Origin of the sequence: Micrococcus terreus, from assembly GCF_900116905.1 — a bacterium.
GTDB classification, from domain to species: domain Bacteria; phylum Actinomycetota; class Actinomycetes; order Actinomycetales; family Micrococcaceae; genus Citricoccus; species Citricoccus terreus.
The window spans coordinates 55,759-70,411 of record NZ_FPCG01000002.1 but is presented as its reverse complement, the minus strand read 5'-3'; the positions used below and the strand labels follow the sequence as shown (position 1 = coordinate 70,411).

Sequence of the window (14,653 nt, the reverse complement as noted above, 5' to 3'; positions counted from 1 at the left end):
CCGGGCGCCGTCGGGACCTGCTGAGGCAACCGGTGCAGACCATGCGCCAACAGCGAACAGTGCGGTGCCGCACGGGTGGTGGACGAGCCGTGACAGTAGTCTCGAAGAAACCGCGCGGCCGGTGAGCCGGACCTGTGTCCGGACCCGACGCGCACACGGCCAGAGCATCAGGAAGGCAGGGCGCAATGACTGCATCCACTCCCGCACCCCGCATGGCGTCGGTGGACCCGGCGGCCCGCGAGGACTACATCTACAACCGGCTGCTGAAGGAACGCATCATCTGGCTGGGATCCGAGGTGATGGACGAGAACGCCAACGCCATCTGCTCGCAGATGCTCCTGCTCTCGGCCGAGGATCCGCACAAGGACATCTACCTGTACATCAACTCCCCGGGCGGCTCGATCACCGCGGGCATGGCGATCTACGACACCATGCAGTACATCCCCAATGATGTGGTGACCGTGGCCACCGGCATGGCCGCCTCCATGGGGCAGTTCCTGCTCTCCTCCGGCACCAAGGGCAAGCGCTACGCCACCCCGCACGCGCGCATCCTGATGCACCAGCCCTCCGGCGGCATCGGCGGCACCGAGTCGGACATTCGCATCCAGGCCCAGCTGATCCTGCACATGAAGCAGGTCATGGCCGAGCTGACCGCCGAGCAGACCGGTCAGACCGTGGAGACCATTCTCAAGGACAATGAGCGTGACAAGTGGTTCACCGCTCAGGAGGGCCTGGAGTACGGCTTCTTCGACCACATCGCCGAGCGGGCCGGCACCGTGACCGGCGGCGGTGGCGTGGACAGCTGAGCTGTCTGCTCCAGCTCCAGCCGATCCAACCGACCGACCCCGTCAGACGTCACCAGCTCTGTCCAGGAGACCTTCAGATGATGAACCAGTACCCCACCGGAATGACCGATCAGCCCGGCATGCCCTCCGGCATCGGGCGGACCTCCCCGACCTCGCGGTACATCCTGCCGCAGTTCGAGGAGCGCACCCCCTACGGTTTCAAGCGCCAGGACCCCTACGCCAAGCTGTTCGAGGATCGCATCGTCTTCCTCGGCGCCCAGGTGGACGACGCCTCGGCCGATGACATCATGGCCCAGCTGCTCGTGCTGGAGTCCATGGACTCCGAGCGCGACATCACGCTCTACATCAATTCGCCGGGCGGCTCCTTCACCGCCATGACCGCGATCTACGACACCATGCAGTTCATCCGTCCTGAGGTGCAGACCGTGTGCCTGGGACAGGCTGCCTCTGCGGCCGCGGTGCTGCTGGCTGCCGGTGCCCCGGGCAAGCGACTGGCGCTGCCCAACGCGCGCGTGCTGATCCACCAGCCCTCCATGGGTGGGGACCGCGGCACGGCCACCGACCTGCAGATCCATGCGGAGGAGCTGCTGCGCATCCGCACCTGGATGGAGGAGACGCTGGCCTCGCACACCAACAAGAGCGCGGAGCAGGTCCGTCAGGACATCGACCGGGACAAGTTCCTCTCCGCCCAGGGCGCCAAGGAGTACGGCCTGGTGGACGAGGTGCTCGAGCCCCGCAAGATCAGCCGCCCCCAGCTGAGCAGCTGAGATCGGCTGATCCGCTGAATCGACACTGAAGGGCCGCCTCCCGAGACCGGGTGGCGGCCCTTCAGCTGTGGTCGACCCGGGTCGGTGCCGACATCCGCCGTTGCGGACCGCTATCGCGTCCGGCACCGGACGTATGCTGGACAAACTGCGATCGATAGCCCCGGTCGACCACCGGCCCATCACCCGCGATCGCCCCCCTGATGTCTGAGGAGACCCCCGCATGGCACGCATCGGCGAAAGCGCTGACCTGCTCAAGTGCTCGTTCTGTGGAAAGAGCCAGAAGCAGGTCAGGAAACTCATCGCCGGCCCCGGTGTCTACATCTGCGATGAGTGCATCGAACTGTGCAACGAGATCATCGAGGAGGAGCTCGCGGAGGTCGTGGAGACCGCTGAGGTCGAGCTGCCCAAGCCCAAGGAGATCTACGCCTTCCTCGAGGAGTACGTGATCGGCCAGGACGCCGCCAAGCGGTCTCTGGCGGTGGCCGTCTACAACCACTACAAGCGGATCCGCGGCGGGCACACTGCCGGCAAGGAGTCCTCCTTCGCCGAGCACCTGGAACAGCACGCCTCCTTGGAGGACTCCCTCTCCGATGTGGAGGTCGGCAAGTCCAACATCCTGATGGTCGGTCCCACCGGTTCCGGCAAGACCTATCTGGCCCAGACGCTGGCCCGGATGCTGAACGTCCCCTTCGCCGTGGCCGACGCCACCTCGCTGACCGAGGCTGGCTACGTGGGCGAGGACGTGGAGAACATCCTGCTCAAGCTCATCCAGGCCGCAGACTATGACGTGAAGAAAGCCGAGCAGGGGATCATCTACATCGACGAGATCGACAAGATCTCGCGCAAGTCGGAGAACCCCTCGATCACCCGTGACGTCTCCGGCGAGGGCGTCCAGCAGGCGCTGTTGAAGATCCTGGAGGGCACGGTGGCCTCCGTGCCGCCCCAGGGCGGGCGCAAGCATCCACATCAGGAGTTCCTGCAGATCGACACCTCCAACGTCCTGTTCATCGTGGCCGGTGCCTTCGCCGGACTCGACGAGATCATCGGCTCCCGGGCCGGACGCAAGGGGATCGGCTTCGGCGCTCCGCTGAACCATCTGGGCAGCGGAGACGTCACCTATTCCGAGGTGCGCCCCGAGGACCTGCTCAAGTTCGGTCTGATCCCCGAGTTCATCGGGCGCCTCCCGGTGATCACCACCGTGGAGAACCTGGACCGAGCCTCGCTGATCCAGATTCTGACTGAACCGAAGAACGCCCTGTTGAAGCAGTACCAGAAGATGTTCCTGCTGGACGGCGTGGAGCTGCAGTTCGACCAGGACGCCTTGGACGCGGTGGTCGAGCAGGCCGAGGAACGGGGGACCGGTGCCCGTGGACTGCGATCGATCATGGAAGAGGTCCTGAAGCCGGTCATGTTCGATCTGCCCTCCCGAGACGACATCGCCACGGTGGTCATCACCGCAGATGTGGTCCGTGACGGTGCCGAGCCCACGCTGATCTCCCGTGAAGTGGACCGCAAGCGGCGGAACAAGTCAGCCTGATCACCTGTTGGACCGTGTGACGGGCTGAACCGCCCGACCCCGAGCATTCAAGGAGCGCTTTCGTGACCGAGACCCCGCAGACCGCACAGGACACCCAGAAGGTCGACTTCTGGTTCGACTCGACCTGCCCCTTCGCCTGGATCACCTCCCGGTGGATGCTCGAGGTCGAGAAGGTCCGCCCCGTGAAGGTCACCTGGCATGCCATGTCCCTCTCTGTCCTGAACGAGGGCCGCGACCTGGACCCGGGCTACCTGGAGCGCATGGAGAAGGCCTGGCTCCCGGCCCGTGCCGCGATCCAGGTCCGTGAGCGCCACGGCGTGGAGGCCCTGGGCGAGTGGTACACCGCCGTGGGCACCCGGATCCACAATCAGGGCAACAAGGACTACGAGGCCGTGATCGCCGAGGCCCTCCAGGAACTGGGTTACGACGCCGAGATCCTCGACGCAGCGAAGACCGATGCTGAGGATGAGAAGCTGCGCTCCTCGCACCAGGAGGCGATCGACCTGGTCGGGGACGACGTGGGCACTCCCGTGGTCTCCTTCAACGGCACCGCCTTCTTCGGTCCGGTGCTGACGCGCATCCCGCGCGGCGAGGAAGCCGGCCGGATCTTCGACGGCGCGGTGGCCCTGGCGGAGTACCCGTACTTCTACGAGATCAAGCGTTCTCGCACCACCAGCCCCGAGTTCGACTGACCTGATGGACCGGCGGGACGGAATCGGCCAGGACGAGCTGGACCAGAAGATCGCCGCCTACATCGAGGCACGGCGACGCCGTGAGGCGCATCAGCCGCGAGTGTCCAGTCGTCAGCTGGTGGTGGTCGTGTTGGTCGCCGCCATCGTCAGCTCCCTGCTGCTCTCTGGGTCTCTGACGTCCTCGGAGGGGACCGGCAGCGGTCTCACCGTCATCCTGGCCGTGGCTGGGGCTGTGGCGCTGGGTGGCTGGCTTCTACATCGTGGAGCGTCCAGGCACCAGCGTTGAGCGTCGCTGAACATCGGTCCTGATGCAGCCGGGCTCCCGCAGATCGAGTCTGCGGGAGCCCGGCTGTGTCGTGGACCGGATCAGGCGGTGATCAGCTCTGATCCTCGGCGGGTGCCAGCTCCACGTCGGAGACCACCAGGACGGCGTCACCCTCCGGTGTGCCCTCCACCAGGGACAGGTCGGTGACGTTGCCGGCGGCCTTCAGATCCTGCAGGGCGCCGCGCAGCTGCTCCAGTCGGTCGGCTGGAGCCGTGACCACAGCAGAACGCACCTCGGTGCGCTGCTTGACCTTGGCCTCGGACTTGGACTTGCGGATCCCGCCCAGGGCCTGGGCGACCGTGGAGAGGACACCGGCGTCGCCGCCGTCGGAGGCCGCCTGGATGCCGGTGACCTCCTGGGCCAGGCCCGGCCAGGCCGCGCGGTGCACCGAACCGGCGCGCCACCAGCTCCAGACCTCGTCCGTGGCGAAGGGCTGGAAGGGTGCCAGCAGGCGCAGCAGGGCATCCAGCGTGGTCGCCAGGGCGGCCAGCACGGACGCCTGCTCGCCCTCGCCGTGTCCTCCGTACGCACGGTCCTTGATCAGCTCCACATAGTCATCAGTGAACTGCCAGAAGAAGGACTCCGTCAGGTTCAGCACGCGGGCGTAGTCATATGCCTCGAATGCCCGGGTGGACTGCTCCACGGTCTCCCGCAGCCGCACCATCAGTGCACGGTCCAGAGGGTTGGTGATGACCGCTGCCTGCTCAGCGGAGCGGATCACGTTCTGCTCGGTGGCACCCAGGTTCAGGGCGAACTTGGAGGCGTTGAGCAGCTTGATGGCCAGGCGTCGCCCGATCTTCATCTGCGCGACCTCGTAGGCCGTGTCCGCGCCGAGCTTGGCCGAGGCAGCCCAGTAGCGCACAGCATCGGAGCCGAACTCATCCAGCACGTCGGTGGGGACCACCACATTGCCCTTGGACTTGGACATCTTCTTCCGGTCCGGGTCCAGGATCCAGCCCGAGAGCGCGGTGTGCTTCCACGGGATGGACTCGTTCAGGGCCTCAGCACGGACCATGGTGGAGAACAGCCAGGTCCGGATGATGTCGTGTCCCTGGGGACGCAGGTCGAACGGGAAGACCGTACCGAAGTAGTCCTCGTCATGGCTCCACTGACCCACGATCTGCGGAGTCAGCGAGGAGGTGGCCCAGGTGTCCAGGACGTCCGGATCGCCGGTGAAACCACTCGGGACATCGCGCTGGGACTCCTCATAGCCCGGAGCGGCCTCGGCCACGGGGTCCACGGGCAGCGCCTCGTCAGAGGGGAGGATCGGGTGCTCGTAGTCCGGCTCACCGTCCTGGTCCAGGGGGTACCAGACCGGGATCGGCACGCCGAAGAACCGCTGACGGGAGACCAGCCAGTCGCCGTTCAGGCCCTCGACCCAGTTCTCATAGCGAGAGCGCATGAACTCCGGGTGCCACGCGACCTCCCGCCCACGCGAGACCAGTGCGTCCCGACGAGCTGCGTCACGTCCGCCGTTGCGGATGTACCACTGGCGGGAGGAGATGACCTCGAGCGGCTTGTCGCCCTTCTCGTAGAAGTTCACCGGGTGGGTGATCTTCTTCGGCTCGCCGTCCAGCAGGTCGGCCTCCTTCAGTGCAGCGACCACAACCTCCTTGGCGGAGAACACCGTCTTGCCGGCCAGCGCCTCGTAGTGGGCACGTCCGGCCTCGCTGGTGATCCACTCGGGAGTCTCGGCGTGGAAGCGCCCGTCCCGGCCGATCAGCGTTCGGGTGGGCAGCTGCAGCTCACGCCACCAGGTGACGTCGGTCAGGTCGCCGAAGGTGCAGACCATGGCGATGCCCGAGCCCTTGTCCGGCTTGGCCAGGGCGTGGGCCTTGACCTCCACCGGGACCTCGAACAGCGGTGAGGTGACCATGGTGCCGAACAGGCCCTGGTACCGCTCGTCGTCGGGGTGGGCCACCAGAGCCGCGCAGGCCGGCAGCAGCTCGGGGCGGGTGGTCTCGATGATGACCTGCTCGCCGGACTCGGTGAAGAACGGAATCCGGTGGTAGGCACCGGGCATCTCCCGGTCCTCCAGTTCGGCCTGGGCCACGGCGGTGCGGAAGGTGACGTCCCAGAGGGTGGGAGCTTCGGCCAAGTAGGCGTCGTCAGAGGCCAGGTTGCGCAGGAAGGCACGCTGGGAGACGGCACGGGAGACGTTGTCGATGGTCCGGTAGGTCAGCGACCAGTCCACGGACAGTCCCAGGCGGGTGAACAGCGCCTCGAAGACCTTCTCGTCCTCGACCGCCAGCTCCTCGCACAGCTCGATGAAGTTCTTGCGGGAGACCACATCCCAGTCGCGCTGGTTCTTCGCGGGGGTTTCCGGGGGGCGGTAGCCCTCCACGTACGGCTTGGTGGGATCGCACCGGACACCGTAGTAGTTCTGCACGCGCCGCTCGGTGGGCAGGCCGTTGTCATCCCAGCCCATGGGGTAGAACACGTTCTTGCCGTTCATCCGTTGGAAGCGGGCCAGCACGTCGGTCTGGGTGTAGGAGAACATGTGACCCACGTGCAGAGACCCGGACGCGGTGGGCGGCGGGGTGTCGATCGAGTAGACCTGTTCGCGCGTGGTGTCAGCCTCGAAGGCGTAGGTGCCCTCGGTGCGCCAGCGCTCGGAGAGCTTGTCCTCCAGGCCCTCCAGGGCGGGGCGGTCAGGGACGTTCACCGAGGTGGCGGCGGTGCCGGAAGTGGATGCGTTCGGATCGGAGATGGGCGTGTCTGTGCCCTGCGCGTGGTCAGCCATGCCGCCCATCATCCCACGGTGCGCGCAGGCGCTCCGAATCCGCAGACACGTCCTGACGACAGCCGTGCATGCTCGGGGCACGGCCACGTGCCACGGCCCCCAACGATTGACCTCGGCTGAGATCAGGACCACCATGAGCACACCAGCCGCTCAGTCTGCGTGACCGCATCCGTCACCCCTTCGCGCAGCAGGATCCTGTGGAATCCACCGATCACCTACGCTCCGTGAGGGAACGACATGAGCAGCATTGCCACACCCATCCGCACGTCCATGCGCGCCATCGTGCAGGACGCCTACGGGTCCGCCGCGGTCTTCCGATCTGCACGGATCGCCCGGCCACAGATCGCCGAGGAGGAGGGGCTCATCCAGGTCAGGGCGGCTGGCCTCGATCGAGGGACCTGGCATCTGATAACCGGGCAGCCGTATCTGGTCAGGATCCTGGGGTTCGGTCTTCGCGCACCGAAGAACCGCGTGCCGGGGCTCGATGTGGCGGGCGTCGTCGTCGGCGTCGGATCTGCAGTGACGCAGTTCGCTCCAGGCGGCGAGGTGTTCGGGATCTCCCGGGGCTCTTTCGCCGAGTACGCTGCCGTCCGCGAGGACAAACTGGCCCACAAGCCGCCGAATCTGACGTTCGCCCAGGCGGCCGTCGTCCCGATCTCTGCCGGCACGGCACTGCAGGCGTTGACCGAGGTCGGCAGGATCAGTCGGGGACAGCGAGTCCTCGTCATCGGCGCGTCCGGTGGAGTCGGGAGCTACGCGGGGCAGCTGGCCCGAGTCTTCGAGTCCGAGGTCACCGCCGTGTGCAGCACCTCCACGCTCGGTGACGTGCGGTCGCTGGGGGCTGACCACGTGCTCGACTACACCTCCCAGGACTTCGCCGATGGCACCCACCGGTACGACCTCATCCTCGACATCGCCGGCAACGCACCACTGTCGCGACTGCGCAGGGCCCTGACCCCGGGAGGAACACTCGTGATCGTCGGCGGTGAAGAGGGAGGGCGCTGGACAGGGGGGTTCGGCCGATCCCTGCGTGCCTCGATCCTCTCCGCGTTCGTGCCTCAACGTCTGACCATGCTCGCCAGCAAGGAGCGTGCCAGTGATCAGGAGCAGCTCGCGGCACTGATGGCGGCCGGCACGGTGACGCCCAGCGTGGACTCCACCTACCCCCTCGACCACGTTGGCGAGGCGATGCGGCGGCTGGAGGCCGGGGACGTGAGGGGCAAGATCGCCATGACCATCTGACGGGCCGGTCTACCCTGGGTCTATGAGCGCAGAGACCTCCATCGCCCACGCCGCCGTCGTCACCGGAGCCTCATCCGGCATCGGGCGGGCCACCGCCCTGCGCCTGGCCCAGGACGGCTGGACCGTCTACGCGGTGGCCCGCCGTGCTGAGCGCCTGCAGGACCTGGCCGAGGAAGCGGCCGGTGAGGGGGCCGGCGTCGGGAAGGTCATCCCGCTGCCCGCGGACGTGACCGATCCGGCCCAGGTGGCCCGGGTGAGGGACCACGTGGAGGCCGCCGGAGGAGCGGACACCGTGCTGGCGATCGCCGGCGGTGCGCTCGGCACTGATTCTGTGGCCGAGGGGAAGCTGGAGCAGTGGGAGACCATGTTCCGCTCCAACGTCCTCGGCACGCTGAATGTCACCCAGGCGTTCCTGCCCATGCTGAGGGCCTCCGGACGGGGCACCGTGCTGGTGCTGACCTCCACGGCCGGGCTGGTCTCCTACGAGGGCGGGGGTGGCTACAACGCGGCGAAGATGGGCCAGCACGGACTGGTGGGCGCACTGCGGCTGGAGGAGGCCGAGCATGATGTCCGGGTGATCGAGGTGTTGCCTGGACTGGTCCACACCGAGGAGTTCTCCCTGAACCGGCTCGGCGGTGACCAGGCCAAGGCCGACGCCGTCTACGCCGGCGTGGAGAACCCCTTGACTCCAGAGGATGTGGCAGACGTGTGCGCCTACGCGGTCAACGCCCCGCATCACGTGAACCTGGACCAGATCGTGGTCCGTCCCGTGGCCCAGGCTGCGGCCCACAAGCTGATCCGGAAGGGCTGAACCCGCGATACACTGGACCGCACAGGTACTGACCCGGCCATCACCGGTGAGCCTCCGGAAGAACAGGTCCCGCCCGGACGTCTCCAGACATCGCGTGCAGACCCCAGTAGAACCGGACGGGTAAGCCCGTCACAGCAGTCACGAGCGGTCGTCCGCCGCACCGGCACCCCCGGAACGGCAGGCGGCAAGCAGGGTGGTACCGCGCCGCACGGCGTCCTTGCAGTGGACCGTCAGGTCCGCAGACCAGCCGCCGACCCCGCACGAAGGACCGCCCGTGTACCCCCTCGCCAGTTCGAACCCCGAGCACCCGGCCAGCACCCCCGCCTCTCCCCGTTTCCCGGAGATCGAGGAACGCGTGCTGTCCTACTGGGACCAGGACGGGACCTTCCAGGCCTCCATCGACGCTCGCCCGGCGCACACCGAGGACGGCACCCCCAACGAGTTCGTCTTCTATGACGGACCTCCCTTCGCCAACGGCCTGCCCCACTACGGGCACCTGCTCACCGGGTACGTCAAGGATCTGGTGGCCCGCTACCAGACGCAGCAGGGCCGCCGGGTGGAGCGCCGCTTCGGTTGGGACACCCACGGACTGCCCGCCGAACTGGAGGCGATGAAGCAGCTGGGCATGACGGACAAGGCCCAGATCGAGTCCATGGGCATCGACCGCTTCAACGACGCCTGCCGGGCCTCGGTGCTCAAGTACACCGAGGAGTGGAAGGACTACGTCAACCGCCAGGCCCGCTGGGTGGACTTCGAGAACGACTACAAGACCCTGAACCCCGAGTTCATGGAGTCGGTGCTGTGGGCGTTCAAGTCCCTGCATGAGAAGAACCTGACCTACCAGGGCTTCCGCGTGCTGCCGTACTGCTGGAAGGACGAGACCCCGCTCTCCAACCACGAGCTGCGCATGGACGACGACGTCTACCAGCAGCGCCAGGACCCCTCCGTCACCGTCTCCTTCACGCTGCAGGGCCTGCCCGAGGACCCCGCCGACGTGCCCGCCGGGGGAGCCGATGCCGCGCTGGCAGCTGAGCTGGCCGGCGTCGAGGTGATGGCCTGGACCACCACGCCCTGGACCCTGCCCACCAACCAGGCCCTGGCCGTCGGGCCGGAGATCACCTACGTGGTGGTGCCGGCCGGTCCGGACGCCGCCGAAGGGGTGACCGGGAAGCGTTACCTGCTGGCCCAGGACCGGCTGGCCGCGCACGCCAAGGAGTTGGGCTATCCCGACGCCGGCTCCGTCACCGAGGCGGTGACCGGCACCTACCTGGGTGCTCGCCTGGCCGGGCTGCGCTACGCCCCGCTGTTCACCTACTTCGTGGACGCCGAGGGCGATGACACCTACGGAACCGCCCACGCGTGGCGGCTGCTGGCCGATGACTACGTCTCCACCGAGGACGGCACCGGCGTGGTCCACCAGGCCCCGGCCTACGGTGAGGACGATCAGCGGGTGTGCGAGGCCAACGGGATCCCCGTGGTGCTCTCCGTGGACGACGGCGCCCGTTTCCTGCCGCTGTTCGCAGACCCGAACCGTGGCGGGGGAGTCCTGGCCGAGATCGCCGGCGTCCAGGTCTTCGAGGCCAACCGCACCATCATCCGCGCCCTGCGCGCGGAGGGGCGCCTGGTGAAGGAGACCAGCTACGAGCACTCCTACCCGCACTGCTGGCGCTGCCGCACGCCCCTGATCTACCGGGCCATCACCTCCTGGTACGTCAAGGTGACCGAGTTCAAGGACCGGATGCTGGAGCTGAACCAGCAGATCAACTGGATCCCGGGCAACGTCAAGGACGGGCAGTTCGGCCGCTGGCTGGAGAACGCCCGCGACTGGTCGATCTCCCGCAACCGGTACTGGGGCTCGCCCATCCCGGTCTGGCAGTGCGACGACCTCGAGTGCACCCATCAGGAGGTGTTCGGCTCCCTGGCTGAGCTGCAGGACCGCTTCGGACGCCTGCCGCTCAACGCCGCCGGCGAACCGGATCTGCACCGCCCCTGGATCGACGAGCTGACCGTGGAGCATGAGGGCTGCGGCGGCACCCTGCGCCGCGTGGAGGACGTGCTGGACGTCTGGTTCGACTCCGGCTCCATGCCCTACGCCCAGGTGCACTATCCGTTCGAGCAGCGCGAGTGGTTCGACACCCACAACCCGGCCGACTTCATCGTGGAGTACATCGGCCAGACCCGCGGCTGGTTCTACACCATGCACATCCTGGCCACCGCCCTGTTCGACCGGCCGGCGTTCTCGAACGTGATCAGCCACGGGATCGTGCTGGGCTCGGACGGGCAGAAGATGTCCAAGTCCCTGCGCAACTACCCGGATGTGTCCGAGGTGCTGGACCGGGACGGCTCGGATGCCATGCGCTGGTTCCTGATGGCCAGCCCCATCCTGCGCGGCGGCAACCTGGTGGTCACCGAGGAGGGCATCCGTGAGGGCGCCCGTCAGGTGCTGCTGCCGGCCTGGAACGTCTGGCACTTCTTCTCCCTCTACGCCAACACTGCCCGCGCCGGAGGAGAGCGTCCGGGCGGGTACCGTGCCCAGGCCCGGCACACCTCCACCGACCCGCTGGACCAGTACATCCTGGCCGCCACCGGGCGGATGCTGCGCGAGGTCAAGGCCGGACTGGACGCCTACGAGGTCTCGGACGCCTGCGACGCCCTGCGCACCTACATGGACACCATGACCAACTGGTACGTGCGACGCTCCCGGCACCGGTTCTTCGACGAGGACACCCAGGCGCTGGACGTGCTCTACACCTGCTTGGAGGCCTTCTGCCGGGCCGCCGCACCGCTGATGCCGCTGGTCTCCGAGGAGATCTGGCGCGGACTGACCTGCGGCCGCTCGGTGCACCTGACCGACTACCCGGACGCCGCCCCGTTCTTCTCCGGGTTCGACTCCGAACAGGACGCCGAGGCGCTGGTGGAGCGGATGGAGACCGTGCGGCGCATAGCCTCCGCCGGGTCGTCCCTGCGCAAGGGCGCCAAGCGCCGGGTGCGCCTGCCCCTGCGCCAGCTGACCGTGGTGGTGCCGGACGCCGCCGGCCTGCAGGGAGCCTTCGCGGACATCGTCCGGGACGAGCTGAACCTGAAGTCGGTGGAGCTGCTGGACGCCTCCGAGGTCTCCGCCGCGGACTTCGGGATCTCCCAGCAGCTGGCGGTCAACGCCCGCGCCGCAGGACCGCGTCTGGGCAAGCAGGTCCAGGTGGCCATCAAGGGCGCCAAGTCCGGGGACTGGTCCGTCGCCGAGGACGGCACCGTCACCGCGGGCGGGATCGCCCTGCAGGAGGGCGAGTACACCCTGGAGACCACCGTGGGCTCTCCCGACGACGCCGCCTCCTCCCAGCAGGAACGCGCCGTGACGGTCATCCCGGGCGGTTTCCTGGTCCTGGACACCGCGGTGCCGGCCGACCTGGCCGCCGAGGGCACCGCCCGGGATGTGGTGCGTGGCGTCCAGGCCGCCCGCAAGGACGCCGGGCTGGAGGTCTCTGACCGGGTCCGCACCGTGATCACCGGTCCGGCTCCTGTCGTGGCGGCCGTGCGGGCTCACCAGGACCTGGTGGCCGAGGAGACCCTGACCACCGAACTGGTGCTGGAGGACTCGGGAGCTGCCGACCCGCGCCAGGACCCGGCCGATGACGCCACCAAGCTGGTCCAGGTGGCGGTGAGCCGGGCATGACCATGGACAGGAGTGCGGGGATGGGGCAGGACGCACCCGCTTCGGTGCGCGAGGTCTACCGAGACCTGCTGGACCGGGCCCCGGAGAACCGGATGGAGCCACGCATGGCGCCGCTGCGGCGGGCCATGGAGCTGCTGGGCGAGCCCCAGCACGCCGCCCCGGTGATCCACCTGACCGGGACCAACGGCAAGACCTCCACCGCCCGGATGATCGAGTCGGCGCTGCGGGCCTACGGGTTGCGCACCGGGCGGTACACCTCACCGCATCTGAGCTCGGTCACGGAGCGGATCAGCGTGGACGGCGCGCCGGTGGACGATGAGACCTTCGTGCGGACCTGGAACGAGATCCTGCCCATGGTCGAGGTGGTGGACGCAGAGCTGGAGCAGGCGGGGGAGAACCCGCTGACCTACTTCGAGGCCGTCACCGTCCTGGGCTTCGCCGTCTTCGCCGATGCCCCCGTGGACGTGATGATCCTGGAGGTCGGTCTCGGCGGGATCACCGACGCCACCAACGTGGCCGACGGCCAGGTCTCCGTGGTCACCCCCATCTCCCTGGACCACACCGATCTGCTGGGGGACACGCCCGGGGAGATCGCCCAAGAGAAGGCCGGCATCATCAAACCCGGAGGGTTCCTGGTCTCGGCGGCGCAGGATCCGGACGCAGCCCAGGTGCTGCTGGACGCCGCCCGCGAGGCGAACGTGCCGTTCCGCTTCGAAGGCGTGGAGTTCGGCGTGCAGTCCCGAGCGGTGGCAGTGGGCGGACAGCAGGTGGATGTCCAGGGACTGGCCGGCAGCTACAACGGCCTGAACCTGCCTCTGCACGGAGCCCACCAGGCACAGAACCTGGCCGTGGCCGTGGCCGCCTTGGAGGCCTTCCTCGGAGGCGGCGAACAGGAGCTGGACCACGAGCTGCTCCAGCAGGGGCTGGCCCAGGTCACCTCACCCGGACGGCTGGAGGTCGTCCGGGCCGCCCCCACCATCGTGGTGGACGCCGCGCACAACCCCGCCGGCCTGGCCGCCACCGCCGCTGCCGTGGAGGAGGCCTTCAGCTTCAGTCGACTGGTGCTGGTGGTGGGCATCCTGCAGGACAAGGACGCGCTGGGCATGCTGCAGGAGCTCTACGAGCGCTTCGGTGACGAGGTCTCCGACCTGTGCCTCACTCAGTCCTCGTCCCCCCGGGCCATCCCGGCGGGGGAACTGGGCCAGCTGGCCCTGGATGCGGGCTGGCCGGAGGAGGACCTCTACGCCACCGAGTCGTTGCCCGATGCCCTGGAATGGGCCGTCGGTCGCTCCGAGGCCGTGGACTCACTGGACGCCGGGGACCCTGGACTGAATGCCGGGACCGGCGGCGGGGTGCTGGTGACCGGCTCGATCACGGTGATCGCTGAGGTTCGTGAGCTGCTGGGCGCCGGAGCGGTGGAGACCGCACCGGAGCAGAACCAGGGCCGCGGGGGTCTGGGGACCGTGGACGTGATGCCCCCTGATCTGGGCGACCTCGAGGAACTTGACCTCGGGCTCGGCCTGGACGAGGACGACGACGACTCCGATCTGTTCGGGGACGACGAGGACACCGACGACCAGAAGGACCATCAGGAGGACCGTCGATGAGCGGCACCGAGGACTGGCGTCCCCAGCGCGAGACGAAGTCTCAGCGTGCCTGGCAGCCCGGTCAGATCAAGAAGCCCCGGTCCATCCGGGTGACCTTCGCCTCCACCGTGCTGGTGATGGAGGCTATGGTGCTGGTGTTCTTCGGCATCACCATCGTCAACCTGCACCGTCAGGAGGGCACCCACGGCTGGGTGCTCTGGGTGTCCCTGGTCCTGGCGGTCATCGCCATCCTGGACTGCGCCCTGCTGCGTCGGCCCCTGGGCTACTGGATCGGCTGGGGCATCCAGCTGGCTCTGTTGGCCGCCTCTGTCCTGGAGTACACCATGCTCTTCGTGGCGGTCGGCTTCGGACTGGCCTGGTGGTACGCCGTGACCAAGGGCGGACAGCTGGACCGGGAGAACGCCGAGCGCCATGCGGCGGAGGAGCGCCTGCGCGCCGAACAGGACTGATCCG

Annotated in this window: 11 protein-coding genes; 10 read left to right on the top strand and 1 reads right to left on the bottom strand. The window is 68.0% G+C overall.

What is annotated here, in order from left to right:
* The first annotated feature begins 212 nt into the window (after nucleotides 1-212).
* The 5 genes from BM355_RS02740 (at nucleotide 213) to BM355_RS02720 (ending at nucleotide 4,088) form a co-directional block, all read left to right on the top strand.
* A complete protein-coding gene (locus BM355_RS02740; protein ID WP_091694220.1) occupies nucleotides 213-806 on the top strand; it encodes an ATP-dependent Clp protease proteolytic subunit in 594 nt (197 codons plus the stop codon).
* A gap of 80 nt (nucleotides 807-886) precedes the next feature.
* Nucleotides 887-1,573, top strand: a complete 687-nt coding sequence (locus BM355_RS02735) for an ATP-dependent Clp protease proteolytic subunit (protein WP_091695210.1) — start codon at nucleotides 887-889, stop codon at nucleotides 1,571-1,573.
* A gap of 220 nt (nucleotides 1,574-1,793) precedes the next feature.
* Nucleotides 1,794-3,110, top strand: coding sequence for an ATP-dependent Clp protease ATP-binding subunit ClpX (gene clpX, locus BM355_RS02730; protein WP_091694216.1), 1,317 nt, complete (start codon nucleotides 1,794-1,796; stop codon nucleotides 3,108-3,110).
* A 62-nt stretch (nucleotides 3,111-3,172) separates the two neighbouring features.
* A complete protein-coding gene (locus BM355_RS02725; protein WP_091694213.1) occupies nucleotides 3,173-3,802 on the top strand; it encodes a mycothiol-dependent nitroreductase Rv2466c family protein in 630 nt (209 codons plus the stop codon).
* A gap of 4 nt (nucleotides 3,803-3,806) precedes the next feature.
* Nucleotides 3,807-4,088, top strand: a complete 282-nt coding sequence (locus BM355_RS02720) for a hypothetical protein (RefSeq protein WP_091694210.1) — start codon at nucleotides 3,807-3,809, stop codon at nucleotides 4,086-4,088.
* Nucleotides 4,089-4,179: 91 nt separating this feature from the next.
* Here BM355_RS02720 and valS read toward each other — a convergent pair whose 3' ends face one another.
* The gene (gene valS / locus BM355_RS02715; RefSeq protein ID WP_091694207.1) at nucleotides 4,180-6,870 is read right to left on the bottom strand and encodes a valine--tRNA ligase; all 2,691 of its coding nucleotides are present in this window, start codon (nucleotides 6,868-6,870) and stop codon (nucleotides 4,180-4,182) included.
* A 237-nt stretch (nucleotides 6,871-7,107) separates the two neighbouring features.
* Between valS and BM355_RS02710 the strand changes: the two genes are divergently transcribed.
* The 5 genes from BM355_RS02710 (at nucleotide 7,108) to BM355_RS02690 (ending at nucleotide 14,649) form a co-directional block, all read left to right on the top strand.
* Complete coding sequence (locus tag BM355_RS02710; protein ID WP_245760556.1) at nucleotides 7,108-8,112, top strand: NAD(P)-dependent alcohol dehydrogenase; 1,005 nt, start codon at nucleotides 7,108-7,110, stop codon at nucleotides 8,110-8,112.
* 22 nt (nucleotides 8,113-8,134) lie between these two features.
* A complete protein-coding gene (locus BM355_RS02705; RefSeq protein WP_091694203.1) occupies nucleotides 8,135-8,923 on the top strand; it encodes an SDR family oxidoreductase in 789 nt (262 codons plus the stop codon).
* Between the two features lie 274 nt (nucleotides 8,924-9,197).
* The gene (ileS, locus tag BM355_RS02700) at nucleotides 9,198-12,593 is read left to right on the top strand and encodes an isoleucine--tRNA ligase (protein WP_091694201.1); all 3,396 of its coding nucleotides are present in this window, start codon (nucleotides 9,198-9,200) and stop codon (nucleotides 12,591-12,593) included.
* Between the two features lie 20 nt (nucleotides 12,594-12,613).
* Entirely contained in the window at nucleotides 12,614-14,200 is a 1,587-nt protein-coding gene (locus tag BM355_RS02695) for a bifunctional folylpolyglutamate synthase/dihydrofolate synthase (protein ID WP_091694197.1), read from the top strand.
* Complete coding sequence (locus BM355_RS02690; protein WP_091694194.1) at nucleotides 14,197-14,649, top strand: DUF4233 domain-containing protein; 453 nt, start codon at nucleotides 14,197-14,199, stop codon at nucleotides 14,647-14,649. Before BM355_RS02695 ends, BM355_RS02690 begins: the two co-directional genes overlap by 4 nt.
* Nucleotides 14,650-14,653 lie beyond the last annotated feature (4 nt).

What these genes read in the sequence shown, in the direction of transcription:
- valS (WP_091694207.1), bottom strand. Translation starts at nt 6,870, where the DNA reads ATGGCTGACCACGCGCAGGGCACAGACACGCCCATCTCCGATCCGAAC.
- BM355_RS02740 (WP_091694220.1), top strand. Translation starts at nt 213, where the DNA reads ATGGCGTCGGTGGACCCGGCGGCCCGCGAGGACTACATCTACAACCGG.
- BM355_RS02735 (WP_091695210.1), top strand. Translation starts at nt 887, where the DNA reads ATGAACCAGTACCCCACCGGAATGACCGATCAGCCCGGCATGCCCTCC.
- BM355_RS02695 (WP_091694197.1), top strand. Translation starts at nt 12,614, where the DNA reads ATGGGGCAGGACGCACCCGCTTCGGTGCGCGAGGTCTACCGAGACCTG.
- BM355_RS02720 (WP_091694210.1), top strand. Translation starts at nt 3,807, where the DNA reads ATGGACCGGCGGGACGGAATCGGCCAGGACGAGCTGGACCAGAAGATC.
- BM355_RS02705 (WP_091694203.1), top strand. Translation starts at nt 8,135, where the DNA reads ATGAGCGCAGAGACCTCCATCGCCCACGCCGCCGTCGTCACCGGAGCC.
- BM355_RS02690 (WP_091694194.1), top strand. Translation starts at nt 14,197, where the DNA reads ATGAGCGGCACCGAGGACTGGCGTCCCCAGCGCGAGACGAAGTCTCAG.
- BM355_RS02710 (WP_245760556.1), top strand. Translation starts at nt 7,108, where the DNA reads ATGAGCAGCATTGCCACACCCATCCGCACGTCCATGCGCGCCATCGTG.
- clpX (WP_091694216.1), top strand. Translation starts at nt 1,794, where the DNA reads ATGGCACGCATCGGCGAAAGCGCTGACCTGCTCAAGTGCTCGTTCTGT.